Origin of the sequence: Neisseria polysaccharea, from assembly GCF_963392925.1 — a bacterium.
In the GTDB taxonomy this organism is placed as follows: Bacteria; Pseudomonadota; Gammaproteobacteria; order Burkholderiales; family Neisseriaceae; genus Neisseria; species Neisseria polysaccharea.
Map to the genome: position 1 here is coordinate 59,647 of NZ_CAUJNZ010000006.1, position 25,693 is coordinate 85,339.

At 54.3% G+C, this 25,693-nt stretch carries 28 protein-coding genes, 1 tRNA gene and 2 pseudogenes; 23 read left to right on the plus strand and 8 right to left on the minus strand.

Annotated features, from left to right (window positions below; all coding sequences use genetic code 11):
- The 18 genes and pseudogenes from RDY34_RS05085 (at window position 1) to RDY34_RS05175 (ending at window position 14,853) form a co-directional block, all read left to right on the plus strand.
- A pseudogene (locus tag RDY34_RS05085) lies at window positions 1-1,409 on the plus strand (phage tail sheath subtilisin-like domain-containing protein).
- A 64-nt stretch (window positions 1,410-1,473) separates the two neighbouring features.
- Entirely contained in the window at window positions 1,474-1,851 is a 378-nt protein-coding gene (locus RDY34_RS05090) for a hypothetical protein (RefSeq protein ID WP_003750337.1), read from the plus strand.
- A gap of 6 nt (window positions 1,852-1,857) precedes the next feature.
- Window positions 1,858-2,283 (plus strand): hypothetical protein, encoded by a 426-nt coding sequence (locus RDY34_RS05095; protein ID WP_003750338.1) that lies wholly within the window; start codon window positions 1,858-1,860, stop codon window positions 2,281-2,283.
- 453 nt (window positions 2,284-2,736) lie between these two features.
- Window positions 2,737-2,991 carry a hypothetical protein gene (locus RDY34_RS05100; protein WP_155811398.1) on the plus strand — a complete coding sequence of 85 codons (255 nt, stop codon included), beginning with the start codon at window positions 2,737-2,739 and terminating at the stop codon, window positions 2,989-2,991.
- A gap of 152 nt (window positions 2,992-3,143) precedes the next feature.
- A complete protein-coding gene (locus tag RDY34_RS05105; RefSeq protein WP_301005481.1) occupies window positions 3,144-3,773 on the plus strand; it encodes a helix-turn-helix domain-containing protein in 630 nt (209 codons plus the stop codon).
- 3 nt (window positions 3,774-3,776) lie between these two features.
- The gene (locus RDY34_RS05110) at window positions 3,777-3,992 is read left to right on the plus strand and encodes a hypothetical protein (RefSeq protein WP_003750344.1); all 216 of its coding nucleotides are present in this window, start codon (window positions 3,777-3,779) and stop codon (window positions 3,990-3,992) included.
- 77 nt (window positions 3,993-4,069) lie between these two features.
- A complete protein-coding gene (locus RDY34_RS05115; protein WP_308073579.1) occupies window positions 4,070-6,268 on the plus strand; it encodes a phage tail tape measure protein in 2,199 nt (732 codons plus the stop codon).
- A complete protein-coding gene (locus RDY34_RS05120; RefSeq protein ID WP_304716872.1) occupies window positions 6,268-7,599 on the plus strand; it encodes a DNA circularization protein in 1,332 nt (443 codons plus the stop codon). Before RDY34_RS05115 ends, RDY34_RS05120 begins: the two co-directional genes overlap by 1 nt.
- Complete coding sequence (locus tag RDY34_RS05125; protein WP_003750347.1) at window positions 7,589-8,734, plus strand: phage baseplate assembly protein; 1,146 nt, start codon at window positions 7,589-7,591, stop codon at window positions 8,732-8,734. Before RDY34_RS05120 ends, RDY34_RS05125 begins: the two co-directional genes overlap by 11 nt.
- A complete protein-coding gene (locus RDY34_RS05130) occupies window positions 8,731-9,393 on the plus strand; it encodes a phage baseplate assembly protein V (protein ID WP_003750348.1) in 663 nt (220 codons plus the stop codon). The genes RDY34_RS05125 and RDY34_RS05130 overlap by 4 nt, the downstream gene beginning before the upstream one ends.
- A gap of 111 nt (window positions 9,394-9,504) precedes the next feature.
- The gene (locus RDY34_RS05135; protein WP_003750349.1) at window positions 9,505-9,852 is read left to right on the plus strand and encodes a phage GP46 family protein; all 348 of its coding nucleotides are present in this window, start codon (window positions 9,505-9,507) and stop codon (window positions 9,850-9,852) included.
- 13 nt (window positions 9,853-9,865) lie between these two features.
- A complete protein-coding gene (locus RDY34_RS05140; RefSeq protein WP_042742362.1) occupies window positions 9,866-10,921 on the plus strand; it encodes a baseplate J/gp47 family protein in 1,056 nt (351 codons plus the stop codon).
- The gene (locus RDY34_RS05145; RefSeq protein WP_003750352.1) at window positions 10,918-11,478 is read left to right on the plus strand and encodes a YmfQ family protein; all 561 of its coding nucleotides are present in this window, start codon (window positions 10,918-10,920) and stop codon (window positions 11,476-11,478) included. The genes RDY34_RS05140 and RDY34_RS05145 overlap by 4 nt, the downstream gene beginning before the upstream one ends.
- A 10-nt stretch (window positions 11,479-11,488) precedes the next feature.
- A pseudogene (locus RDY34_RS05150) lies at window positions 11,489-11,726 on the plus strand (phage tail protein); the annotation flags it as partial.
- Window positions 11,727-11,947: 221 nt separating this feature from the next.
- Window positions 11,948-12,418 carry a phage tail protein gene (locus tag RDY34_RS05155; RefSeq protein ID WP_211206608.1) on the plus strand — a complete coding sequence of 157 codons (471 nt, stop codon included), beginning with the start codon at window positions 11,948-11,950 and terminating at the stop codon, window positions 12,416-12,418.
- A gap of 21 nt (window positions 12,419-12,439) precedes the next feature.
- Complete coding sequence (locus tag RDY34_RS05160; RefSeq protein WP_003750354.1) at window positions 12,440-13,216, plus strand: DUF4376 domain-containing protein; 777 nt, start codon at window positions 12,440-12,442, stop codon at window positions 13,214-13,216.
- Entirely contained in the window at window positions 13,213-13,707 is a 495-nt protein-coding gene (locus RDY34_RS05165) for a hypothetical protein (protein WP_003750356.1), read from the plus strand. The genes RDY34_RS05160 and RDY34_RS05165 overlap by 4 nt, the downstream gene beginning before the upstream one ends.
- A 318-nt stretch (window positions 13,708-14,025) precedes the next feature.
- Window positions 14,026-14,853 carry a DNA adenine methylase gene (locus tag RDY34_RS05175; protein ID WP_003750358.1) on the plus strand — a complete coding sequence of 276 codons (828 nt, stop codon included), beginning with the start codon at window positions 14,026-14,028 and terminating at the stop codon, window positions 14,851-14,853.
- Between the two features lie 215 nt (window positions 14,854-15,068).
- On the opposite strand, the gene ribA is transcribed toward RDY34_RS05175, so the two are convergent.
- Window positions 15,069-15,662, minus strand: coding sequence for a GTP cyclohydrolase II (gene ribA / locus RDY34_RS05180; protein WP_025456648.1), 594 nt, complete (start codon window positions 15,660-15,662; stop codon window positions 15,069-15,071).
- On the minus strand, window positions 15,655-16,332 hold the full coding sequence (locus RDY34_RS05185; RefSeq protein ID WP_003750363.1) for a hypothetical protein: 678 nt from the start codon (window positions 16,330-16,332) through the stop codon (window positions 15,655-15,657). The genes ribA and RDY34_RS05185 overlap by 8 nt, the downstream gene beginning before the upstream one ends.
- Window positions 16,333-16,482: 150 nt before the next feature.
- Here RDY34_RS05185 and RDY34_RS05190 point away from each other — a divergent pair.
- Window positions 16,483-16,567: transfer RNA gene (locus RDY34_RS05190), tRNA-Leu, on the plus strand.
- Window positions 16,568-17,187: 620 nt separating this feature from the next.
- On the plus strand, window positions 17,188-17,385 hold the full coding sequence (locus tag RDY34_RS05195) for a hypothetical protein (RefSeq protein WP_003750366.1): 198 nt from the start codon (window positions 17,188-17,190) through the stop codon (window positions 17,383-17,385).
- 449 nt (window positions 17,386-17,834) lie between these two features.
- Here the strand turns inward: RDY34_RS05195 and RDY34_RS05200 are convergent, their stop codons facing one another.
- The 5 genes from RDY34_RS05200 to RDY34_RS05220 all read right to left on the minus strand — a co-directional run bounded on the left by RDY34_RS05200 (window position 17,835) and on the right by RDY34_RS05220 (window position 22,509).
- The gene (locus RDY34_RS05200; RefSeq protein ID WP_003750369.1) at window positions 17,835-18,008 is read right to left on the minus strand and encodes a hypothetical protein; all 174 of its coding nucleotides are present in this window, start codon (window positions 18,006-18,008) and stop codon (window positions 17,835-17,837) included.
- Between the two features lie 3 nt (window positions 18,009-18,011).
- Entirely contained in the window at window positions 18,012-19,043 is a 1,032-nt protein-coding gene (ruvB, locus tag RDY34_RS05205) for a Holliday junction branch migration DNA helicase RuvB (RefSeq protein WP_003750371.1), read from the minus strand.
- A gap of 71 nt (window positions 19,044-19,114) precedes the next feature.
- Window positions 19,115-19,423, minus strand: a complete 309-nt coding sequence (locus RDY34_RS05210) for a hypothetical protein (RefSeq protein ID WP_003750373.1) — start codon at window positions 19,421-19,423, stop codon at window positions 19,115-19,117.
- A gap of 119 nt (window positions 19,424-19,542) precedes the next feature.
- Entirely contained in the window at window positions 19,543-20,796 is a 1,254-nt protein-coding gene (locus RDY34_RS05215) for a multifunctional CCA addition/repair protein (protein ID WP_003750374.1), read from the minus strand.
- A gap of 84 nt (window positions 20,797-20,880) precedes the next feature.
- On the minus strand, window positions 20,881-22,509 hold the full coding sequence (locus RDY34_RS05220) for an ABC-F family ATPase (RefSeq protein WP_002242611.1): 1,629 nt from the start codon (window positions 22,507-22,509) through the stop codon (window positions 20,881-20,883).
- Window positions 22,510-22,657: 148 nt separating this feature from the next.
- Between RDY34_RS05220 and RDY34_RS05225 the strand changes: the two genes are divergently transcribed.
- From RDY34_RS05225 to recR, 3 genes are all read left to right on the plus strand, one after another.
- Window positions 22,658-23,011: an arsenate reductase gene (locus RDY34_RS05225; protein WP_003750380.1), complete on the plus strand. Its 354-nt coding sequence runs from the start codon at window positions 22,658-22,660 to the stop codon at window positions 23,009-23,011.
- Between the two features lie 86 nt (window positions 23,012-23,097).
- Complete coding sequence (locus RDY34_RS05230) at window positions 23,098-24,636, plus strand: SurA N-terminal domain-containing protein (protein WP_308074652.1); 1,539 nt, start codon at window positions 23,098-23,100, stop codon at window positions 24,634-24,636.
- A gap of 66 nt (window positions 24,637-24,702) precedes the next feature.
- Window positions 24,703-25,320, plus strand: coding sequence for a recombination mediator RecR (recR, locus tag RDY34_RS05235; RefSeq protein WP_002237005.1), 618 nt, complete (start codon window positions 24,703-24,705; stop codon window positions 25,318-25,320).
- Between the two features lie 55 nt (window positions 25,321-25,375).
- On the opposite strand, the gene RDY34_RS05240 is transcribed toward recR, so the two are convergent.
- Window positions 25,376-25,654 carry a hypothetical protein gene (locus RDY34_RS05240; RefSeq protein ID WP_002213502.1) on the minus strand — a complete coding sequence of 93 codons (279 nt, stop codon included), beginning with the start codon at window positions 25,652-25,654 and terminating at the stop codon, window positions 25,376-25,378.
- Window positions 25,655-25,693 lie beyond the last annotated feature (39 nt).

Below are 25,693 nucleotides of genomic sequence, written 5' to 3' on the forward strand. Positions count from 1 at the left end.
ATGCCCCATATTGATTTTGACGCGATTCCGGGCAGCATCCGCGTGCCCGGGCAGTATATTGAATTTAACACCCGCAATGCCGTACAAGGTTTGCCGCAAAATCCGCAAAAGGTATTGATGGTTGCACCCATGCTGACCGCGGGCATACAGCCCGCCTTAGAGCCGGTGCAACTATTTAGCGATGCCGAGGCGGCCGATTTGTTCGGACAAGGCTCGCTGGCGCATTTGATGGTGCGCCAAGCATTTGCCAACAACCCTTATTTGGATTTGACCGTTATCGGTATTGCCGACCACAGCGCAGGCGTGCAGGCAACCGCAACCGTTACCCTTTCCGGCACGGCCACCGCGCCGGGCGTGGTGGAAATCACGATTGGCGGCAAGCAGGTAAGCACGGCCGTTAACACCGGCGAGACCGCCGCCACAGTGGCAGGCCGTCTGAAAACCGCCATCACTGCCGCCGATGTAACCGTTACCGCATCCGGCAGCGGCGCAGCCGTTACGCTGACGGCCAAACACAAAGGCGAGATCGGCAACGAGAGCGGCTTAACCGTGAGCACCGGCAATACCGGCCTAACTTATCAAGCCAATGCCTTTACCGGCGGTGCCAAAAATGCGGACATTGCCACGGCCTTGTCCAAAGTGGCGGGCAAGCATTATCACATTATTTGCAGCCCGTTTAGCGATGACGCCAACGCCAAAGCCTTGAGCAACCATATTACCAACGTATCCAACGCCATCGAGCAGCGCGGCTGTATCGGCGTATTGGGTATGAGTGCGGCCTTGAGCACGGCCACCACCGCTACCGGCGAAATCAACGACGGCCGCATTACCTGTGCTTGGTACAAAGGTGCGGTAGAGCCAAACGGCATCATCGCCGCAGGTTATGCGGCGGTGTTGGCCTTTGAAGAAGACCCTGCCAAGCCGCTGAACACGCTGGAAATCAAAGGGCTGCCGTTACACCTGATGCGCAATGGCCGCTGTTTGCAGAATGCAACAATGCGCTGTACAACGGCTTGACCCCGCTCACAGTGGTCAACAACCGCGTGCAGATTATGCGTGCCGTATCCACCTATACCAAGTCGGCCAACAACACCGACGACCCGGCACTACTCGACATTACCACCATCCGCACGCTGGATTATGTGCGCCGCAGCGTTAAAGAGCGCATTGCCCTGCGTTTTCCGCGCGACAAATTGAGCGACCGCCTGCTGCCCAAGGTTAAGAGCGAGATTTTGGACGTGCTGATTAAGCTCGACCAAGCCGAAATCATCGAAAACGCCGAGGCCAACAAAGGCAAGCTGGTGGTGGCGCGTGCGCAAAACGACCCCAACCGTGTTAATGCCATTATCCCCGCCGATGTGGTCAACGGCCTGCACGTCTTTGCCGGGCTCATTGATTTGATTTTGTAACCCTTTTCAGACGGCGTTTAAAACAGGTTTAAAGGCCGTCTGAAACCTTAAAAAAGGATAAAGCATGAGCGACGCTACCTATACCGGCGCGGTGATTATGGAGGTGAACGGCCGCGATATCGAGATTGTGAGCATCAAGCCGCAAACCACTACAGGCCGCAAGCCGGTCAAAACGATGAACCGCAACGGCCGAGTCAACGGTTATTGTGACGGCGTAACCGAACACAAATTAAGCGTTACCGCCGCCATTCCGATCGACGGTACGGAAATCGACTGGGACAACATCACCAAGGCGAAAATCACGATTTACCCCATCAACGACGAAGGTTGCCGCACTTCCTACCTCGACTGCTTTACCGTCGATACCAGCGAGCAATATGAAGTCGATAACGAGGCACGCATCGACATTGAGATGATTGCTTTGCACAAAATCAAGGAGTAATCAAGAATGAAGCACGAGTTTGATTTGGTGTGGGGCCTGCCCTTGCCGGGTGGCGGGGTGGCCAAACGTGCCGCACTGCGGCCATTAACCATCGGCGGCGAACTGCGCATGCAGGCTGCGTTGGAAGATATGGATTTGGGCGAAGCGCAAAGCGAAAGCGGCAAAGCCCGCGCCCTGATGCTCGAAACCTTGGCTTATTGGGCGCAGCAGCTTACCGTTGAGGGCATCGCCCCCGAGCAGCTAACCGCCGAGTACCTAGCGGAAAACCTGACCGGCGAAGACTACGGCATCATCTTGGCCGCACAGGACGACCTGCGGGCAAAATACACCGCCGCTGGGGCAAACCCCGGGAACACCACGGCGGCCGCCGAAAGACCGAGTCCCGAAACTACCGCAACTGCCACCGCAATTACCGCCAATCCGTCATCTTGATGGCCAAAGCGGGTATATCCGCCGATGCCGTGGCAGGTATGTGCCACGCCGAGCTGGTGGCTTGGTTTGGAGACATCTTGGACAGCTTAGGCGTTAAAAAGCCCACGGATGACGGAGTGATTATCTCAAGGCGGTTGCCTAAGCAAAGCAAGGAATCAAGTTAAACGGGTAACCGGCATAGCACAAGGCCGTCGAAAACAGTTTCAATGCTGTTCAGACGGCCTTTTTTGTGCTTTTTTTGCGGGATTTTTGGCATAAAGAGGTTGACTTTTTATGTTCCCACATATATAATTCATTTCATGGATTAGGAAATAAGAAACCCGCCGTTGGAGGCGGCGGGAATCGAAAAAGAAAGGAGGTGATGAAAATGATGAAGTTCCTAATCTTCCTGATTATGATGCTTATCAGCCTGCCAGCTTATTAAGTAGAATAATCAGATAGCAGCAAAAAGGGGTGGCAGAACACCGCTGCCCCTTCCTCCAAACTTTTAAACAATATACCGCCAACCGTTTTAAAAATCAAGGAGTGCCTATGGTTGATAAAAAGCTGGTTGAGTATCGGAAGAGAGCGGAAGCTAAACGAACTACGAAAAAAGTATCCTTTAATCTTGAGACAGAGAAAGATATTTTAGAAATTGCAAATAATCTTGATTTTTCTCAATGGGTTAAAGAAAAACTCCGAGAAAGGCTAAAAAATCAGCTTGATTAATTATGTGGGAACATATAATATTAATCCAACAGCAAAACACCGCTGTAAATGAAATTCCGCCCAAGCGCGAACTTGGGCGGAACAGTGAGAAAGCAATACGCGAATATTCTTTCTCGTGTCATCTACACTCATAAATGAAAGGTAATTTTACCATGAACGCACTTGTATCACAATTCAACCCGTCCCAAATCGCCATTATCGACCACAACGGCGGCAAATGGCTGACTTCAGAGCAATTAGGCTTGGCTTTGGGCTATTTGCCTGAAAATGCCCGAACCAGCATTAATCGTCTCTATAATCGTCATATCGAAGAGTTCTCTGAACATGATTCAACCGAGGTCAAATTGACCGCCATTGATGGAAAGTTAAGAGAATTAAGGATTTTCTCTCAATCAGGCTGTATTTTGGCGAGCTTTTTCGCCAACACGCCCAACGCCAAAGCCTTCCGCGCATGGGCAAAGGAAAAGCTGGCCGAACCTGCCGCCGATATGCTGCAAGTAGACCGCGATACGCTGCAATACGCTTTCGACCGCGCCCAACGTTTGGAAGCGGCTTATCTGGCCGTGTGTCCCGATATGGCGCGTCTGCTGCGCTATTTGGAAATGGGCTTGAATCAGGCGGAAGCCGCCAAGCTGCTGGGCATTGCACCGTCCAATGTGCGCCGCCGCCTGAAGCAGCTGGCCGATTTGGGCTTGGCCGATTACCGCCCCGACCCGAAATACCGCAACCGCCACGCGCTGGCGGCGGCAAACGGCCAACAATCTTTAGGCTTGGAGGGTTAAGCGATGAAAACGGGATATTGGATAAGTGAAGACGCTTTCGACACGCTGGTTAGAGCGCATTCCGCATTGAATATGCTGGCTACGCTGCTGTATGAAACGGAAAACAGCAAGGCCGCACTGCAAGCCGTTGACATGGCCGCTTTGGTTTCTTTCCCTACCGATGGTTTGAAAGAAGTGATCGGCGATGCGGCGTTTTCCTCGGACAAGATTAGGGCTTGAAACCCCTTAAATCCCGATTAAAACAGCCTTTAAACCATAATTAACCGTGAGTTAATGTGAGTTTAAAGGCTGTTTTTATGGCAAGCGGATTGATGAAATTGGTGTTGTCGCTGACCGGTCGGGATGACGGTGCAAAGCGGCTATTGGCCGAAACCGAGCGGCAATTGCAACGCACGGCTACATCGCGTATGCAGATGGCGCGCGCGCACAAACCTTATGAAATAGTGGGTATTCGATCGGAAAAAGCGATACAGCGCGAAATTAAACTGACCGAGGCGGCATACAACCGCCTTAAACGCAGTGGCACGGCTTCGCAAAACGATTTGGCGCGCGCAGCACAAGCACATAAGCAAAAATTGAAAGAGCTAAATGCAGAGTTGGGGCGAGGTGCCGGTCTGCAAAAAGGCATGGCTGCGGGCGCGGCAGTGTTTGCCGGGGGGGCGGCGGCGTATGGCGTTTTAAAACCTGCAATGGATAACCAAAAACAATTGGATGCCAATATCACTCAAGTAGCTTGGCAGGCTTATGGAGAGGATAACAGTAAGTCGGCAGACTGGATTGCCAAAGAAGGTAAAGGCGAAATCCGAGCATTGGTTAAGGAATTGGTGGATACCAACGGTGGAACGGCGGACGCAGCTTTACAGCTGATTAACAGCATGATGGCCAACGGTATGAGCTTTGAGCAAGCGCGCGCTAATGCCCAGTCCTCTCATAGGGCTATGCTGGCTTCCGCCGAAGGAGTCGGACAATATAATCCGCAAGATACGGCCAAACTTTTTAAAGTGCTTTCCGACTTCGGCTTTAAAGGCGATGAATTATCCAAAGCCTTTGAGTATGCGATGAAATCGGGTATGCAGGGCAATTTTGAAATTGCCGACATGGTACGCGAGCTACCTGCCTTGCTGCCTGCCGCGAAAGCGGCGGGTATGGACGGGCTGCAAGGTTTCGGCTTTCTTCTTTCTACTTTGCAATCGGCGGCCAATAAAGCCGGGTCAAACAGCGAGGCGGCCAATAATGTGCGCAATCTGCTGGAAAAAACCTTATCTGCCGATACTACCAAACGTTTGTCGAAAATGGTTAATCCGCAACAGCCGGGCAAAGGTATTGATTGGCGGGCATCGGTTTTAAAGGGTAAGGAAAATGGCGAGAGTGCGGTGCAGGTGTTGGCGCGATTGGCAGATTCCATGCTGGAAAAAGACAGCGAATACCAAGCTTTTAAGAAAAAAGCGGATGCAGGCGACGAAACAGCTAAAAGCCAAATGAATATTATGAAGGGTTTTGTGTTGTCGTCGATCTTACCGGATATTCAAGCCAAAGGCGGTTTGCTGGCGGCAGCCGATACGCAACAGGTTCAGGAATATATGCAAGGCTTGCTCGGCCTGAATCCGCAAAACAGTTTAGTGGATAAAAAATTGGCAGTTATGGAGAGTAGTGCCGCCTACAAGCAAGAGCAGGATGAAGCAAAAGCATTACTTGACCAAGATGCGCTTACGGAACCTTTAATCAAGGCTGAAACAGGCTTGAAATCTTTGGCTGCCGAATTTCCCAATGCAACCTTAGCCCTGCAAACGCTTGCCGCTGCCGCGATGGCTGCTGTTGCGGCTCAAGGCTTGATGGGTGTGTTGGGTGGTGGCGGTTTGGGCGGCGGTGCGGCGGCGGTTGGCACAGCCGCACGCTTCGGCCTTGTCGGTATCGGTGCTGCTGCGGGCGGTTTGGGTTTATGGGATGCCAACAGCCGCATCAACCGCAATGAGGGTAAGGGATTTACAGAGGGAGGCCTAAACAGCCGCGCGGCGGGATATGCCGAGTCTGCTTTAAGCGGCGCGGCTTTGGGTGCGGCCGTCGGCTCGATTATCCCCGGTATCGGCACGGCCATCGGTGCCGCAATTGGGGCGGGCGGCGGCTTGTTGACAGCGGCCATTACCGATGCGTGGAAAGAAAACCCGCCGCCCAAACCTGCGGGCATGGCTGCCGAACCCTTGCAACCATTGCGCCCGCTCGAACCACTTAAACCCGCCGAACCGCTTGTGCCCGTTATCACCCAGCAAACCGCCGCTTATCAAGCCGCGATTACCCAGCAAACCGCCGCTTACCAAGCCGCGCTGAATGAGGATACGGCGGCGGTAACGGGCGGGCTGAATCAAATTAACAGCACGCTGGCGGCGGCCAACCAAACCATCAACAATAATATGACGGTAACGCTTGACGGGCGCGTGATCGCCCAAGAGGTATCGCGGTATCAAGTGGCCATGTTCGGCCGTGGAGCGGGTCAATAATGAGCGGATGGCATACCTTATTGCAGGACGCATCTTACAAGGGCGTCGGCTTTGATATTGAGGCGGTGGACGAGAGCAACGGCAAGGCATTGGCCGAGCATGCGCGGCCGTTTGTGCAGGGTATCGACCTTGAAGACATGGGCACGACCGGGCGGCAGGTGCAGATTAATGCGGTGTTTTGGGGCAAGGGCTATGCAGGCCGTCTGAAAAAGCTGCTGGATGCGCTGGAGCAGCCGGGCGGCGGCGTGCTGGTGCACCCTGTTTGGGGGCGGATGCACAACATGATTGCGGCATCATGGAGTTACCGACATGAGGCCGATTATGTGGATTATGCGGGCATCGATATTACTTTCCGCGAGGCGGCCGAAGCGCAGGAAATCTTTGTTTTTGAAAACGCCTTTTTGGTCGAGCTTGAGGCGTTGATTGCTAATATCGACACCTACCGCGAGGCGGCTATCGGCTTTGTTGATGCGGTGTTGGCAGTGGATGCGGGCGTATCGGCTTTATGGGGCAGCGCGCTGGGCATTTGGAGTGCGGCATCGGGTACGTTTGGCGCGGTGCGCCGTTTGTTTGATTTGGACAAAATTGCCTTTCCCGATCGGGGCGGATACAGCGCAGCGGCGTTTAAAAACAGCTCGGCCAAGCTGTTTGCGGATATTTCGGTCATGGTAGATACTGGCATACGCCGTGAGGCGGGTTTGGCCGATAATGCCATGCACCATGCCGGTTGGTCGCCGCGACAGCGGTTTGACGGGGCTGCGGCTGTTGCCGACCGTGCCGCCGCTATCCCTGATAATTTGCTGACCGGCCGCTTTTCAGACGGCCTGCAAAACCGCCTGAACCGTTTAACCGCCAAACAGGTGCAGCCGGTAGCGCAGGCGGTGCGCCTGTTATCCACGTCATCGCTGTTGTCGGTGGCAACGGCATTAATCGAGGCGCATGGCGAAGAGATGACCGCACCCGATTTGATTGAGGTTAACCGCGCCATGCGCCGCCGTATGCAGGCCGAGATTGCCGCCTTGCGGGCGGTGCAGACGGCTGCTGCCGAGTCTGGTGGGCTGACGGCCAACGCCGTGTATACCGAGGCTTACCAAACGGCAGAATCCCTGCGCGCGGCGGCAGGCCGTCTGAATGCGTTGGTCGCGGCGGCCATCAACCAAAAGCCGCCGCTGATTGTGCGCCAAGCCCCAATCGACGGCACGATACACCAAATCGCCTACGAGTTTTACGGCGATATAGCCCGCGCAGCAGAGCTGGTGCGGCTCAATCCTCATATCCACCACCCCGCGTTTATCAAGCGCGGCACTTTGGTTAACAGCTATGCAAAATAATTCATACGGCTATGCCGTGTCGGTGCGTGTTGGCGGTAAAGAGCACCGCCACTGGGAGCGCTACGACATCGACAGCGACTTTTTAATCCCTGCCGACAGCTTCGATTTTGTCATCGGCAGGTCGGGGCCGGAGGCGGCCATACCCGATTTAAGCGGAGAGAACTGCGAGGTAGTGATAGACGGGCAAATCGTGATGACGGGCATCATCGGCAGCCAGCGCCACGGCAAAAGCAAGGGCAGCCGCGAGTTGAGCTTGAGCGGGCGTGATTTGGCCGGTTTTTTGGTGGATTGCTCCGCGCCGCAGCTCAATGTAAAGGGCATGACGGTATTGGATGCAGCCAAAAAGCTGGCCGCGCCGTGGCCGCAGATTAAAGCGGTGGTGCTTAAGGCCGAAAACAACCCCGCTTTGGACAAAATCGACATCGAGCCGGGCGAAACCGTATGGCAGGCATTAACCCATATTGCCAACTCGGTCGGGCTGCATCCGTGGCTGGAGCCGGACGGCACGTTGGTGGTAGGCGGTGCGGATTACAGCAGCCCGCCGGTGGCGACATTGTGTTGGAGCCGCACTGACAGCCGCTGCAATATCGAGCGCATGGACATTGAGTGGGATACCGACAACCGCTTTTCCGAGGTTACTTTTTTGGCGCAATCGCACGGCCGCAGCGGCGACAGCGCCAAACACGATTTAAAGTGGGTGTACAAAGACCCGACGATGACGCTGCACCGCCCTAAAACGGTGGTGGTGTCCGATGCCGACAATTTGGCCGCATTGCAAAAGCAGGCTAAAAAGCAGCTGGCCGACTGGCGGCTGGAGGGATTTACACTCACGATAACCGTAGGCGGCCATAAAACCCGCGACGGCGTATTGTGGCAACCTGGCCAGCGTGTGCATGTGATCGACGACGAGCACGGTATCGATGCGGTGTTTTTTCTGATGGGGCGGCGGTTTATGCTATCCCGCATGGATGGCACGCAAACCGAGCTGCGGCTCAAAGAGGACGGTATTTGGACACCCGACGCTTACCCCAAAAAGGCCGAGGCGGCGCGCAAGCGCAAAGGCAAACGCAAAGGCGTGAGCCATAAGGGCAAAAAAGGCGGCAAAAAACAAGCAGAAACGGCGGTATTTGAATGAGTTTGAGTAAATTGGCGAAAAAAACGGCACAAACTGCTAAAAATATCGGCGAAACCCTGCGCGCGGCCTTTCGGGGAAAAATCACGCTGGTGGTGTCGTCCGAGCCGATACAGCGCGTGCAGTTGAGCGGCTTGGCCGACGAAACCCTGCAAGACCTTGAACATTTGCAGGAATACGGCTTTGCCAGCCATCCGCCCGACGGCAGCGAAGCGGTAGTGATACCACTGGGCGGCAATACTTCGCACGGTGTGATTGTGTGCAGCCAGCACGGCAGCTACCGCATCAAAAACCTTAAGCCCGGCGAGACGGCGATTTTTAATCATGAGGGTGCAAAAATCGTGATTAAGCAAGGCAAAATCATTGAGGCCGATTGCGACGTGTACCGGGTTAACTGCAAACAATACGAGGTTAATGCGGCCACGGATGCCAAATTTAACGCTCCGTTGGTGGAGACCAGTGCAGTGTTGACGGCGCAAGGCAAAATCAACGGCAACGGCGGGATGGCGGTCGAGGGCGGCAGCGGAACACGGTTTAAATGCAATATCGACCTTGTGGGAGACTTTGAGAGTACAGGTAAGGTTACCAATAACGGCAAAAACATCGGCTCAGACCACAAACACCGTGGCGACAGCAACGGCACGACATCCGACCCGATTTAAATCTTTACGGCATTCAAAAGGTCGTCTGAAACATTTTCAGACGACCTTTTTGTTTAAGGGTTTGAAACACTTACGCTCTTTAAATGCAGTCAAAAAAGAGAAAATGCCAACATGGACAAAGAGCTAAACCCCGGCACCGGCGACTATACCGGCCGCACCGTCGATACGCTGCAAAATGCCGTGTATATCCGCTTGATGACACCGTTGGGCAGCTGGTGGGCGGATAAAACGCTCGGCTCGCTGCTGCATTTGTTGCAGCGCGAAAAAGACCTGCAACGGGTCAGCCTGTTAGCCGAGCAATATGCCGATGAGGCACTGCAACCGATTGTTAAGAGCGGGCGTGCCGACAAGATTACCGTGCGCGCAGAGCAGCCGCACGACGGCCGCCTGATCCTGCGTATCCGGGTGGATACGGCGGCGGGCGGGTTTGATTACCGCCACGAAGTGCCCGTGATTTAAAGAGGTTTTAAACGTGTTTGAAACGCCGACATTTGAGCAAATCCGCGAGCGTATCCTGCGCGATACCAAAAGCCTGTGGCCGGATGCCGATATCAGCCCCGACAGCGACCATTATGTGCACGCCAGCCGTTTGGCCAGCTGCGCCGAAGGGCAATATGCGCATCAAAGCTGGATTGTGCGGCAGATTTTCCCTGATACCGCCGACCGCGAGTATTTGGAGCGGCATGCCTCCATGCGCGGCTTGCGCCGCCGCAATCCTACCACGGCCAGCGGCACGCTGACCGTAAGCGGTATTGCGCAATCCATGCTTTCAGACGGCCTGCAAGTGCGTATCGGCCAGCGTTTTTACCGCACTACCGCCCGCGCCGTTATCGGCAGCGGCGGCACGGCGGAAATACCGGCAATCGCCGACGAGCCGGGCGCGGCCGCCAATGTGCGCGACGGCGAGGCGCAACTGATGGCCGCCCCCGCCGGTGTGGCCACCGAATGCCGCCTTACCGTACAAGGCGGCACCGACCGAGAAAGCGATGCCTCACTGCTGGCGCGTCTGTTGGAAATCATCCGCCTACCGCCCGCAGGCGGCAACCGTTACGACTATAAAAACTGGGCGTTGAGTGTTGACGGCGTAACCAGCGCATATGTTTATCCGCTGCGCCGCGGCTTGGGTACGGTGGATATTGCCATTACCTCTGCCGACGGTGTGCCGTCGGAAGAAACTGTGCGCCGCGTACAGGCTTATATCGACGATATGCGCCCGGTAACGGCAAAAAATGCGCTGGTACTCAAGCCAACCGTAACGGCGGTGCCTGTTACCGTGCAAGTCAAGCTCGACGGCATCGACTTGGACGAGGCCAAGCGCCGCATACGGACGGCCCTAAAAGAATATTTCGACACCCTGATCCCTGGCGACGGCCTGACTGTGTCGCAAATCGAGGCTGCTATCAGCAATGTGGATGGTGTGATCGACCGCCGTCTGACTGCGCCGACGGCCAACCGTGCCGCCGATACGGTTAACCGCATCGAGTGGTTTAAAGCGGGCGCGATTAATGTAACGGAGATGCCGTCATGAGCTATCAAGACATCTTGCGGGGCCTGTTGCCCCCCGTGTCGTATGCCCGCAATGCCCCGCGTGTGCGGGCGCAGGCAGAAATAGACGGCGCAGCGCTGGATGCGGTGGCGGAATCGGCTCAAAGCGTTGCCGATACCGTCGACCCGCGCAGCGCCGGCCAAATGCTGGCCGATTGGGAGCGCGTATTAGGTTTGGACGGTACGGGCAAAAACCGCCAGCACCGTGTGTTGGCCGTCATGGCCAAGCTAAACGAAACAGGCGGCTTGAGTATTCCTTATTTTGTGCGTTTGGCCGAGGCGGCGGGCTATCAAATCCAAATCGACGAACCGCAGCCGTTCCGCGCCGGTGTCAACCGTGCGGGCGACCGTCTTGCGCCGCAGGAAATCATGTGGGTGTGGCACGTTAACGTGCGCGGCGGCAACAACCGCATTACCCGATTCCGCGCCGGTATCTCGGCGGCGGGCGACAGGCTGACCGATTACAGCGATGCCGTGATCGAGAGCCTGTTCAACCGCCTCAAGCCCGCCCACACCGCTATCCGATTTACCTACCGATAAGGACTAAACCATGCACCCCATCGAAACCCCCGACAAGACCTTCCACGACGGCGACGGCGTGTCCGAATTGGGCACCATCCTGCCCGCGTGGTGGCTCAACCAAGTGCAATCCGAGCTGCTGGCCGTGCTGACTGCGGCCGGTATCCAGCCGGATAAGTCGCAGCCTAATCAATTACTGGCAGCACTGAATAAGCTGGCTGTAGTTACCACCGGCAACCAAGAAATTGCCGGCGACAAAACCCTTACCGGCCTCGCCACCCTGAAAAAAGGCGCGATTGTGGCCGACAGCGTGGGCGACTTTAATGCCAACCAATACCTGCAAATCGGCGCAAACAACGTAAACGCTTATTTTTACAACAAGCGCAGCGGCAAATACCTGTCCATGCGCAACGACGGCGAGCTGCGCTATGACGGCAAGCGCCTGCTCAATGTGGACGACCTCGCCGGCATGATACCCAGCGGCGCCGTGATGTACTTCGCCGGGCAGACCGCCCCCGCAGGCTGGCTCAAAGCCAACGGCGCGGTCGTATCGCGCACCCTCTACGCCGCCCTTTTCCAATCCATCGGTACTACCTACGGCGCGGGTGACGGGCACAGCACCTTTAATTTACCCGACCTGCGCGGTGAATTCGTGCGCGGCTGGGACGACGGCCGCGGCATAGATAGCAGGCGGGCACTGGGTAGCGCGCAAAGCGATGCCATCCGGAATATTACCGGCAAAATTGACAGCGGAAAAAACAGCGCACTGCAACTGTTCGACTACATCGAGCCGACGGGCGCGTTTGGCGTGGAAAAATCATGGAAACAGTGGACAAGCGAAGGCAGCGGCGGAAATGACAATATTCCGCGCGCCATCACATTCGACGCCTCCCGCGTTGTTCCCACGGCCAACGAAAACCGCCCACGCAACATCGCATTGTTGGCCTGTATCAAAATTTAAGGCCGTCTGAAAGGATAAATCATGAGCGAAAACCAATACCCGCCAACCAAGCCCGTCTGCCAGTTGGATGCCGACAACCTCTACCTGCACCAAACCGTGGCCGACCTCGACCCGCTGGCCGCAGACGGCGGCTACCTATTGCCGGCCGGCTGCGTGGACACCCAGCCGCCCGAAACCCGTGCAGGCTTCGCCGCCCGTTGGCTACCCGAAAGGGTCGAATGGCAATACCTGCCCGACCATCGCGGCAAAACCGCCTACCGCACCGACGACGGCGCGGAGGTGCAGGTTGAACAGGTGGGCGAGCTGCCCGCCGAGCTGACCCTGCTGCCGCGAGAGAACGAATATCAGACGTGGGATGCCAAAGCGAAGGCTTGGATATTGCCTCCGGACGTTGCCGCCCGGCTCAAAGCCGAACAGCAGGATGAGATGTGGAAGCGCATCAAGGACAAGCGTTACGACAACCTGCGGCATGGAGTTTATATCAAGTCCGTAGGCAAGTGGTTTCAAACCGATGACGCCACCCGCCTGCAATATTTGGCACTGGCGCTGGAAAGTGTAACGGGCGGTTTTAAAAAGCCCATCAACTGGAAGACGATGGATAACAGCTTTTTACAGCTAACTCCCGAGCTGCTGCGCGAAATCATGCAGACCATGCACGATAACGAACAAGCCGACTTTGCCAATGCCGAAAAACACAAAGCGGCCATGCTCAAAGCCGAAAATCCTCTGGAATATGACTACAGCGGCGGCTGGACGGCCAACTATGAGCAAATTGAAGACGGGGAGACCAACAGATGAGCGAACGGAAAATTTATCTAGCCCTCTACAAAGGCCGCCGCGACGGCAGCGGCTGGCGCGTATGGTGTGCAAGGGCGACCGACTGGCTGACCCGTGCCCTCACACGAGGACAATACAGCCACTGCGAGATTGCAGTGAGGCTGACAGAAAAAAACAATGGCGGACAGGCAGCGTATCAATGCTATTCCGCCTCCATCCGGGACGGCGGCGTGCGCGTGAAAACCATGCCGCTGCCTGCGGCCAAGTGGGACTTGATCCAAATGGAGTCAACCTCCGAAGCACACGAACGTCTGCAAAGGGTATGGGCGGAAACCCGAGACCAAGGCTACGACCTGATGGGCGCATTGGGTATCGCCTTCGGGCTGCCGCAAAACCGCAGCCGCTGGTTTTGCTCCGAATGGTGTGCGACTGCCCTAGGGCTGCCCGACGGCTGGCGCTGGTCGCCCAACGACCTTGCCGCCATCGTGCCCGCTTTAAAAAGGCAGGCATGAAAAATCCCGCCACATGGGCGGGGAACACGAAAGATGAGACGGCGACGCGGTAGGTGCGGTAACACCCGCCGCGACAGCCAAGCAGAGATAGCCTGCATTGACCCAAGGCCGCCACCCTCGAGGGTGCGCGGATTGTATCACGCAATGTAGGAAAAATAATGCAATACCGATGCAAAAGCTGCGGCAAATTACTGACCATTGGCAGCGGCACCGTGCAAATCAAGTGCCAACGCTGCAAAACAGTAAACCAATTCAGTTCTTTAACAACCCGGAACGCCCCGAGTGCCGAAATTGCGAACACTACGCAGAAAGGCACTTATGTACCGCAAAGCACCCCTGCCGTTCACCGGCCAAAAACGTAACTTTTTAAAGCTGTTTAAACAGGTGTTAAACGACCATATCCCCGGTGACGGGGAGGATTGGACAATCTTAGACGCTTTCGGGGGTTTCGGCCTCTTATCGCATACCGCCAAACAATGCAAACCGGCCGCCCGCGTTATTTATAACGACTACGACGGCTACAGCGAGCGCCTGCAACACATTCCCGACATCAACCATTTGCGCCGCCTGCTTGCCGGGCTGCTGACCCCCGTTCCACGCAGCAAACCGGTGCCACCGGCAATTAAGGCCGCCATCGTGGCTGCCATCCGCAGCTTCGGCGGCTATATCGACCTCGACTGCTTGGTTTCATGGTTGCTATTCAGCGGCAACACCGCCGCCGATTTGGACGAGCTAGGCCGCAAAACCATGTACAACTGTATCAGCCTCAGCGACTACCCCGAGGTACAAGACTACCTGCAAGGAGTGGAGATAGTCGACCAATCCTACCGCGAGCTGCTACCGCAACATATCGGCAACCCGCGCACGTTATTGGTACTCGACCCGCCCTACGTCTGCACCCAGCAGGGCAACTACCGCAAGGCAGCCTACTTCGGCATGGTAGAGTTCCTGCGCCTGATGGCAATGGTGCGCCCACCCTTTATCTTTTTCAGCAGCACCCGCAGCGAACTGCCCGCTTATCTCGACCTCGTGGCCGAACTGCGCCTGCCCGGATGGGAGCGTTTTACAGGCAGCCAAACCCTGACAGTGAGCAGCACCATCAACCGCAATTCAAGCTACGACGACCACCTGATTTATAAGTTCTGACAGCGGGCAGCATACTACTTTTAAAGACATAAGATAATCCCCGTTTAACAGGCCATTAAACGGGGATAAATTTGTGCAAAAGCTTATACAATTTTCTACGCTGCGGCGGTGCAAAAGCTGCTGCCAATTTGTGCAAAAGCTGCCGCCGCCTTACAAGGTATGGAAACCTGTTTCCCGAAAGGCGGCGCAGGATGCCCGTTCCCTGCAACTTTGCCTTATTCCGACATCAAATGCCCCAACTTGTCCGCCTTGGTTTGGAGATAACGCTCGTTTTCCAGATTTTCCCCGACGTGCAGGGGGATGCGTTCGACCACGTTAATCCCCGCATCTTTCAGGGTTTGGATTTTTTCGGGGTTGTTGGTCAGCAGTTTGACCGAGCGGATGCCCAGATATTCGTAGATAGATTGCGCCAGACGGAAATCGCGGGCATCGACGGGCAGCCCGAGTGCCAAATTGGCTTCAACAGTATCCATACCTTGGTCTTGCAGATGATAGGCGCGGATTTTGTTAATCAGCCCGATGCCGCGTCCTTCCTGACGCAGATAGACGATGATGCCGCGCCCCTCTGTCTGTACCGCCCTCATGGCCGCTTCAAGTTGAGGCCCGCAGTCGCATTTTCTCGAGAACAGCGCGTCTCCCGTCAGGCATTCGGAGTGGATGCGCGTCAGAACCGGATTGCCGTCTGAACAATCACCGACGGTCAGCGCGACGTGTTCCTGCCCGCCTGCTTCTTCAAAACCGTGCATCGTAAATACGCCCCATTCGGTCGGCAGGCGGCAGGAAGCCACATGGTTCAACATTTCAGACATCTTCACTCCCATCTTTTTCGGCAGACATACCCAACAGCAGTTTCAAAGGTTTGGACAAAGCCAAGGCAAGAGCCACCCATTCCGCCTGTGCTGCCTCATCCGCACACTCTGCGCATTCAAATTCCACATGAACCACGCCCAACACACCGCCACTTTCCGTGCAGACCGGAATGGAAATTTGCGCCGCCGAAGCATGATTGCGTTCTCCCGAAAGCTCACCCAAATCCAACCAACGGCGTACATCCGAGGCAACATTCATCCAGCCGCTTTGCGCCGAACGGCAAGCCAGCGAAACCTTGCCTGCCGCTTCATCCAAATCCCACAGGTTTTCCAAAACCTCGCCCTGTCGGGACAGGCATATCAGTTGGAAAGCCTGGTTTTCAGACGGCATCAGGGCATAAACCGCCGCACTCCGCACGCCTGTCGAGCGCGAAAACACCGAATCCAAAGCCATGAAAAGCCGTTTCAGACCTTCCTCATTCCCGCTGTTTTGCTCCAAATAATCGGCAAGCCTCCAATCCTCATGCTCAAGCCACAAAACCGAACGCTCAATCGAAGCCGTCCCCATATCCATTACCGTCTGAGTCGTCAGATACGCCGCCCGAACCTCGTCAAGCGACAGCTTTAAACCTTGGGTCAGCAGAAAATCTTTAATCAAAGCAGCAGGCATACCCAAATTCCGTCAATAAAAACAAAAAACCGCCGGATTCCGATGCCAGGCGGACGAATAGTGGATTTTACCGCTGCAAAGCATAAGCCTCAACTATTACGCCCAAAGCCTTGCGCAATCGGACAAAATCTGTATAATCTCCACCCTTATGCGGACGTGGCGAAATTGGTAGACGCACCAGATTTAGGTTCTGGCGCCGAGAGGTGTGAGAGTTCGAGTCTCTCCGTCCGCACCATTAACAATAAATAAATCAATTACTTAAAATACATTGGGACAATTTAGGGACGCAAAATACAGGCCATCTGATTTAATCAGGTGGCTTTTTTATCGGGCTTGGATAAATTTAAAATCATATAAATCAGAATCTTGCAATATATTCAAAAACCTCTTGCATTACCGTTAAAACATTGATTACACGCCAAACAACCTGAAGGAATTGCGCCATAAATACGGCTTGACGCAAAAGTGGGTTGCCGAGATTACGGGCGTAACTTTGGTGACGGAACAAAAATAGGAGGCGGCAATGGGTTTGAAAGCGCATTGCGATATGCCGCACACGCGTTGGTTGGTTTTGTTGGAATATTTGGGGAATCTTTAAATCGGTTTTGTTTGAATAACATCGGAATGATGCCGTCTGTAAGCAAATTTGCTTCAGGCGGCTTTTTATTTGCCCCGAGAAATGGTTTGTCGGTGTGTTTTTTGTGTAACTTAGCGCGGGGAGATTGCGTGGCAGATTGATGCGCTTAATGGGAAGTTTGAGTGGAAAGAGGAGAAGGGCTTTGACCCGAATGTGTTTAAAACAACCAGTTATGAGATTACCGACCCGAATACGGGCTTGGCGGCGGTATTTTGAATATGGGCAGGAAAGCCGCCGAGAAGGCTGTATTGAAGAAAATGGGCGTTGCGGCGACTAAGGGAACGCCTGAATTTGCGGCTTTGGCGGCTAAGGAGTCCGTCAAGGGCGGATTGGGCGGTGCGGCACGCGGCGGCTTTGCGCGCGTTGCGCGGCGTGGTGGCGCAGTGGAACAGGAAGCATTCGGAGCGCGCCATTAAGTCGAAAAATATTATGTCAAGCATGAGAAACCGGCAACGGCGCGTTGCGGGGGCGAAAGACGGTATTTATCTGTCGGACAAGCACTCGGATGCGCGGACGGACGGCGGATTTGCCTTCGGGCATTGAGAAAGTCCCGAATCTGAAAATGGTTCGGGCTTTTTTAGGCGGTTGAATGCTGCCGATACGGTTGGTTTAATGGGTGTGTTTTTAACTTGTTGGAGCAGTTATGGCTAATACGCTTTACGATACTTCGAGACAGATGTTCTTGGAGGGGCAGTTGAACTGGGCGGACGATACGGTCAAGGTCGCTTTAGTGGATACTAATGCTTATACGCCGAATGTGGCGACGCATAAGCATACCGACGATAAACATGCAAACAACCTTATTTCAATGGATGTATATCAGTATATGGCAAACGGTTTTTCTTCAGGCGTTACTATCGGCGCATCAGTCGGCACTGCAGTTGTCAGTATCAAGTCCGAGCAGTACGGAATTTTGCGAATCCTGCATTCTGCAACGGATAGGGTACAAAACCTGATAAAAAATACATGCCGTCTGAAGCTGTTGCAGACAAAGGGGATGATGTCCGACTTTGGTCGGTGGTTCGGTTTCAGACGGCATGGTTTATTTTTCGACGGGCAGCCCGAAATGCAGGTAGGCGCGTTCGGTCGCCATCCTGCCGCGCGGGGTGCGTTGCAAAAAGCCTTGTTGGATGAGGTAGGGTTCGATAACGTCTTCGATGGTGTCCGTAGATTCGCCAATGGCGGCGGCAACGTTGTCCAAACCGACGGGGCCGCCGCCGAATTTATGCAGGATGGCTTCGAGGAATTTTCTGTCCATAACATCCAAACCTTGCGCATCCACATCCAGCATGCTTAAAGCGGCATCGGCGACGGCGGCATCGATTACGCCGTTGTTTTTCACATCGGCAAAATCGCGGACACGGCGCAGCAGGCGGTTGGCGATGCGGGGCGTACCGCGGCTACGTTTGGCGACTTCCATCGCGCCTTCTTCGCCCATGTCGAGTTGCAGTAATTGTGCGGAACGGCTGACGATGGTGGCAAGGTCTTGATTTTGATAAAACTCCAAGCGGGCAACGATACCGAAGCGGTCGCGCAGAGGGTTAGTCAACATACCTGCACGAGTGGTCGCGCCGACGAGCGTGAAGGGCGGAAGGTCGATTTTGACGGAACGTGCGGCAGGGCCTTCGCCTATCATGATGTCGAGCTGGTAGTCTTCGAGCGCGGGGTAGAGGATTTCTTCGACAACAGGGCTGAGGCGGTGGATTTCGTCGATGAACAATACGTCGTGCGGCTCGAGATTAGTCAGAAGGGCGGCAAGGTCGCCTGCGCGTTCGAGGACGGGACCGCTGGTTTGGCGCAGGTTGACGCCCAATTCTTTGGCGATGATGTGGGCCAATGTGGTTTTGCCCAGTCCGGGCGGGCCGAAGAGCAGGGTGTGGTCTAGGGCTTCGCCGCGTTTCTTGGCGGCTTGGATGAAGATGGCGAGCTGTTCTTTGGCTTTGTCTTGCCCGATATAGTCGTCCAGCGTTTTAGGACGCAGGGCGCGTTCGAGCAACTCTTCTTGTGAGGAGATGCTTTGGGCGGTGATGATGCGCTGGGGCTGTGCAGCGGTTAGGTTGTCGGTTTGCAGCATGGGTTTTCCGGTGGGTTCGGAGCCGTCTGAAAAGCAGTTTGCCGGTTTCAGACGGCCTTTTTGAAAAAGGGTCAGCCGCGCGTTTCGCGCCAAACAAGATAGTCGCGCAGGGGCGGCATAGGCGGGTTGATGCAGTGTGGGCAGATACCAGTGGTGTCTTCGTCGTCGCTGTCGATGTGGTAGGCGTTGGGGTCGAAGCGGACTTGCTGCATCACCGCCTGCGCCAACGCCTGCGCCTGAACGACGTCGAAGGTGAATTTTTCGAGGATTTCGTTCAACAGGCGGATTTCGCCACCGCTAAATTCCGCACTGTGTTTGAGGATGAGGCGTTGGTAATCTTCGTTGTTGATTTTAGGCAATAAATCGGTTTTCAGGGTCATGATTTTATGTTGGGGGCGGGATGGCTGAAGCGTGAATTATAGCGGATATGGCGGCGGCTGTTTTAAAGCTTGGATCGGGTATCGTCCTCAAAACTTTAAAAGTGGCTGCATTGGGCGTTTTAATGTTTTTCTGTTTTGTCTTGCGCCGCCCGGAACGCTTTTTGCAACGGGGCGATTTGTGCCAGCCGCGCCTGGTCGATTTGTTCGGCGATAAGGTGCGCTTTTCCTTGCGCGCGGCATTCGGCGGCGATTTTGCCCGAATCCGCCTGATTGGCGGCTTCGAGCAGAGCGAGCCAGTGCGCGCGTTGCGGGTAGGGCGTGTGTTCGCGGTTCAGACGGCCTTGCGTATCGGCAATGCAGACGTTCAATGCCGTCTGAAAACGCTCGGGACGGCGGAAGGCATCGGTTTTTTTCAAAACGTCGATAACGGTTTTGCTGCGGAGTTTTTCAACCTGATGGAAGATGATGTGCCAACGGCAAACCAATTCGGCAAGCTCGGCGCAATGTTTCGGCGCGCGCAACCTTTGATTGACTTCGCGCACGGGTTCTACGCCGGCGAGGTCGTGTCCGTGGTGGCGCGGCAGGATGTCGGGCGGCGTTTTGGCTTTGCCCAAATCGTGCAGCAGGGCGGCGTAGCGTTCGGGCAGGCTCAAACCCATATCGGCGGCGCGTTGCAGCGTCATCAGGGTATGGATGCCGCTGTCGATTTCGGGATGATAGTCGGTGCGTTGCGGCACGCCGAAGAGGGCATCGACTTCGGGCAGCAAGACTTTGAGCGCGCCGCATTCGCGCAACACTTCAATCATCCTGCGGGGATTGTTTTCCATCAAACCTTTCGCCAATTCCTGCCAGACGCGTTCGGCGACTAAAGCGTCCGCTTCGCCGTTTTCCACCATTTTCCGCATCAGCTTCATGGTTTCTTCGTCGATTTCAAATCCGTAGCGCGCGGCAAAGCGGGCAGTGCGCAGGATGCGGACGGGGTCTTCGACGAAGGCAGGGGAAACGTGGCGCAAAATGCCTGCCTTTAAATCCTGTTGTCCGCCGAAAGGGTCGATGATGAGGCCGTCTGAATCCTGAGCCATTGCGTTGATGGTCAGGTCACGGCGCATCAAGTCCTGCTCCAGCGTAACGTCTTTGTCGGCGTGGAAACTGAAACCGGCATAGCCCTTGGCGGTTTTGCGTTCGGTGCGGGCGAGGGCGTATTCTTCGTAGGTTTTGGGATGAAGGAATACGGGAAAGTCTTTGCCAACAGGCTGGAAGCCTTGCGCCAGCATGGTTTGTGCGTCTGCGCCGACGACCACCCAATCGCGGTCTTTGACGGGCAAGCCCAAAAGATAATCGCGGACGGCACCGCCGACGAGATAAGTCTGCATATGCTTCCTATTTTAAAGTTATCAATAATGCCGTCTGAAGCGGCTTCAGACGGCATTGTTTCAACTGACGGGTATTTTGTGCGCTTATGCTACGCCTTTTTTCTCTAAGTAACTTTCGTAATCGCCCAAGTAGTGTTCATATCCGCCTTTGCCATCCAATTCGATGATTTGGGTAGCCAATGAAGATACAAACTGACGGTCATGCGAGACGAAAATCAGCGTGCCGTTGTATTTTTCCAGCGCCATGTTCAAGGATTCGATGCTTTCCATGTCCATGTGGTTGGTCGGTTCGTCCATGACCAAGACATTGGGTTTCAAAAGCAATAGTTTGCCGTAAAGCATACGGCCTTTTTCGCCACCGGAGAGAACCTTCACTTTTTTCACGACATCGTTGCTACCAAAAAGCAAGCGGCCCAAAGTGCCGCGGATGACTTGCTCGTCATCGCCTTCCTGACCCCATTGGCGCATCCATTCACTCAGGTCCATATCGACGTCGAAGTCGTTTTCATGGTCTTGCGGATAGTAGCCGACACTGGCTTTTTCCGCCCATTTGATGGTGCCTTCGTCCGGCAACAGGCCGTCTGAATATTCAGGGTTGTACGCGCCGGCCAAGAGTTTCAGCAAGGTAGATTTACCTGCGCCGTTCGGGCCGATGATGGCAAGGCGTTGGCCTGCTTCAAGGATGAAGTTCAGGTTTTTAAACAACTGGGTTTCAAAACGTTTGGCCAGTTTTTCAACTTCCACTGCCTGACGGTGCAACTTGGCTTTTTCATCGGCTTCAAAACGGATATACGGGTTTTGACGGGTGGAAGGTTTGACTTCGACCATTTCCGATTTGATTTTGTCGGCCTGTTTCAGACGGCTGGTTGCCTGACGGGCTTTGGATTTGTTGGCAGAGAAGCGGGCGACGAACTCTTGCAGCTCTTGCAGTTTCTCTTTGGCTTTGGCGTTGTCTTTCAGGGCGCGTTCGCGCGATTGGGCGGAAGCGAGCATATAGTCGTCGTAGTTGCCCGGATAGATGGTGATGGTGTTGTAGTCCAAATCCGCCATGTGGGTGCAGACTTCGTTCAAAAAGTGACGGTCGTGCGAGATGATGATCATGGTGGAGTCGTATTGGTTCAATACGCCTTCCAACCAGCGGATGGTATTAATGTCCAAGTTATTGGTCGGTTCGTCCAAGAGCAATACATCCGGTTTGGAGAACAGGGCTTGCGCCAGCAATACGCGCAGTTTGAAGCCCGGGGCGACTTCCGCCATGGTCGCATTGTGCAAATCTTCAGAAATACCCACGCCGCTCAACAATTCGGCAGCGCGCGCTTCGGCGGTGTAGCCGTCGTATTCGGCGAACTTGGCTTCCAGTTCGGCGGCTTTCATGTAATCGTCTTCGGTGGCTTCGGGATTGGCGTAAATCGCATCACGCTCGGTCATCGCCGCCCACATTTCGGTATGCCCCATCATCACCACGTCCAGCACGCGCATGTCTTCGTAGGCAAACTGGTCTTGGCGCAATTTACCCAAACGCACGCCGTTTTCAATTGCGACTTCACCGGCCGTCTGTTCCAAATCGCCGCCGAGGATTTTCATGAAGGTGGATTTGCCCGAACCGTTCGCGCCGATCAAGCCGTAGCGGTTGCCTTCACCGAATTTGACGGATACGTTTTCAAACAGCGGCTTTGCGCCGAACTGCATGGTAATGCCGTTGGTAGAAATCATTACTGGTAAAACCTTATATTGGAAAGAGATTAATTTTTCAAATTTTCGGATTGTAACATAAGCGCACTGCCGTCTGAAACAGACGGGCAAATTTTCAGACACTTATAGTAAAATATCGGTTTTATTATTTCAGGCAAAAGGTTTCCAAATGATAGTCCTTCATGGCATCCCAAATTGCGATACGGTCAAAAAAGCTAAAAGCTGGCTTGCCAAATATGGTATGGAATTTGAATTTCGGGATTTTAAAAAACAGGCGCCTTCCGAAGCGGAAATCCGCCTGTGGCTGGAGCAGGTGCCTTTGGAGATACTGCTCAACAAACGGGGGACCACATGGCGCAGACTTGATGCACTGATGCAGGAGGAAGCCCTGTCTTCAAGGGAAAGTGCGGTCAGGATAATGTCCGAAATGCCAAGCCTTATCAAACGTCCCGTACTGGAATACGGCGGAAAGGTTCATGTCGGTTTCAGCGATGAATCTTATCGAGAGATATTCAAACGTTAATTAAGCCTTCGTGCAGACGCGTATAAAAACCGTTACAATACGGAATCTATATTTCCCAACTCCATTCCATATTCCGATCTGAAAATATGTTCCATTCCATCGAAAAATACAGAACACCCGCCCAAGTCTTATTAGGCCTGATTGCATTAACTTTTGTCGGCTTCGGCGTCAGCACGGTTTCACACCCCGGTTCCGATTACATCGTCCAAGTTGGGGACGAAAAAATCAGCGATCATTCGATTAATGTCACCATGCAAAATGAACAGGCTGCCGGCGGCAGCCCGTCACGCGATGCCGTATTCCAATCCCTGCTGCAACGCGCCTATCTGAAACAAGGTGCAAAACTGATGGGTATTTCCGTTTCTCAGGAACAAATCAAACAGATTATTGTAGACGATCCTAATTTTCACGATGCAGGCGGCAAATTCAGCCATGCCCTTTTGAGCCAGTACCTTTCGCAACGCCATATGTCGGAAGACCAGTTCGTCGAGGAAATCCGTGACCAATTCGCATTGCAGAATTTGGTAAACCTTGTTCAAAACGGTGTCTTAGTCAGCGATACCCAGGCGGAGCAACTGGTCAAACTGACCCAGGTCAACCGCACCATCCGTTCGCACACTTTCAACCCCGACGAGTTCATCGCCCAAGTCAAAGTGTCTGAAGCCGATTTGCAGAAATTTTATAATGCGAACAAAAAAGACTATCTGCTGCCGCAGGCAGTCAAATTGGAATATGTCGCCTTGAATCTGAAGGATTTTGCAGACAAGCGGACCGTCAGTGAAACGGAAGTGAAAAATGCATTTGAAGAGCGCGTGGCGCGTTTGCCGGCAAATGAAGCCAAACCTTCTTTCGAGCAGGAAAAAGCCGCCGTCGAAAACGAATTGAAAATGAAAAAGGCGGTTGCCGACTTCAATAAGGTAAAAGAAAAACTGGGCGATGACGCGTTCAACCATCCTTCCTCGCTTGACGAAGCCGCCAAAAACAGCGGTTTGAAAGTCGAAACCCAAGAAACTTGGCTGAGCAGGCAGGACGCGCAAATGTCCGGACTACCTGAAAATGTAATTAATGCCGTATTCAGCGACGACGTATTGAAGAAAAAACACAATTCCGAAGTGTTGTCTATCAATAATGAAATCGCGTGGGTCGTCCGCGCCAAAGAAGTCCGCGAAGAGAAAACCCTGCCGTTTGCCGAAGCCAAAGACGCGGTGCGTCAGGCTTATATCCGCGCCGAAGCCGCCAAACTTGCCGAAAACAAGGCAAAAGAAGTGCTTACACAACTGAACGGCGGCAAGGCAGTTGACGTGAAATGGTCGGAAGTGTCCGTTTTGGGCGCGCAGCAGGCAAGGCAGTCTATGCCGCCCGAGGCTTATGCGGAACTGCTGAAAGCAAAACCGGCAAACGGCAAACCCGCCTATGTCAGGCTGACCGGCCTGCCGGCACCCGTGATTGTCGAGGTGCAGGCAGTCACGCTGCCCGATGATGCCGCCGCGCGCATCCCGCTTGCAAAACAGGCTTTGGCGCAACAGCAGTCTGCCAATACCTTCGACCTGCTGATCCGCTATTTCAACGGCAAAATCAAACAGACCAAAGGAGCGCAATCGGTCGACAACGGCGACGGTCAGTAATTGACACTTTTGTTGACAACATAACGGTCGGAATATTCCGGCCGTTTTCCCATACGGCGGAATATGATGAGCCACAAAAAACAAGATGCCTTCCAAGGATTGATCGACGCGCTGAAGGTTTTACCCAACGTCGGGCCGAAATCGGCACAGCGGATAGCGTATCATTTGCTCCAACACAAGCGCAAAGAGGCTGAAAAACTGGTGGATGCCTTGCAGACGGCATTGAAACAGGTTGATCATTGCGCGAGGTGCAACACGTTTTGCGAAGGCGGATTGTGCGATATTTGTGCCGATGAAACACGCGACGGGCGGCGGCTGATGGTGGTGCATATGCCTGCCGACGTGTCGAATATGGAAGCGGCAAACTGCCACGACGGGCTGTATTTCGTCCTGATGGGGCAAATCAATACGGCACTGGGAATGGACGTATCCGCCATCGCATTGGACAGGCTGGCGCAACGGCTGGGCGGCGGGGAAGTCGAAGAAATCATTATTGCAACCGCTTTTACCGCAGAAGGCAATGCGACGGCGTATGTCCTGTCCGAGTTTTTCAAAAACCTGCCTTACAAAGTCAGCAGGCTGTCGCAGGGCATCCCCTTGGGCGGCGAATTGGAATATGTCGATGCGGGAACGCTGGCGCAGGCGGTGTACGAACGCCGCCTGATTAAAGAAGGCGGGGCGTAACGCCGCCAATGCAAAATGCCGTCTGAAGGCTTCAGACGGCATTTTTCCGGGCGGTTTACTTGCAGTTGAGCCCTTGAATCTGCAATGCGCCTCCGTTGCCGACTTTGAACACGCACTGCGTCGCGCTGCTGCCGGACACGGTAATGCTGCCGCTGCCGCCGTTCAGGCTGATAGGTTCCTTAACACCCATACCGACTGCCGTTGCCGCCAGCTTTTGCGCGTCGGCTTCGGAATAAGGCGTGTTGTTGGCATCGATTTTGATTTCTTTGGCGTAGGCAGCCGCAGCGGCGGATAAGGCGATGGCGCACAAAGCAAAAGCAGTTCGGATATTCATTGTTTTCCTCAAGAAACGGTTTTTCTGAAGGAAAGGATA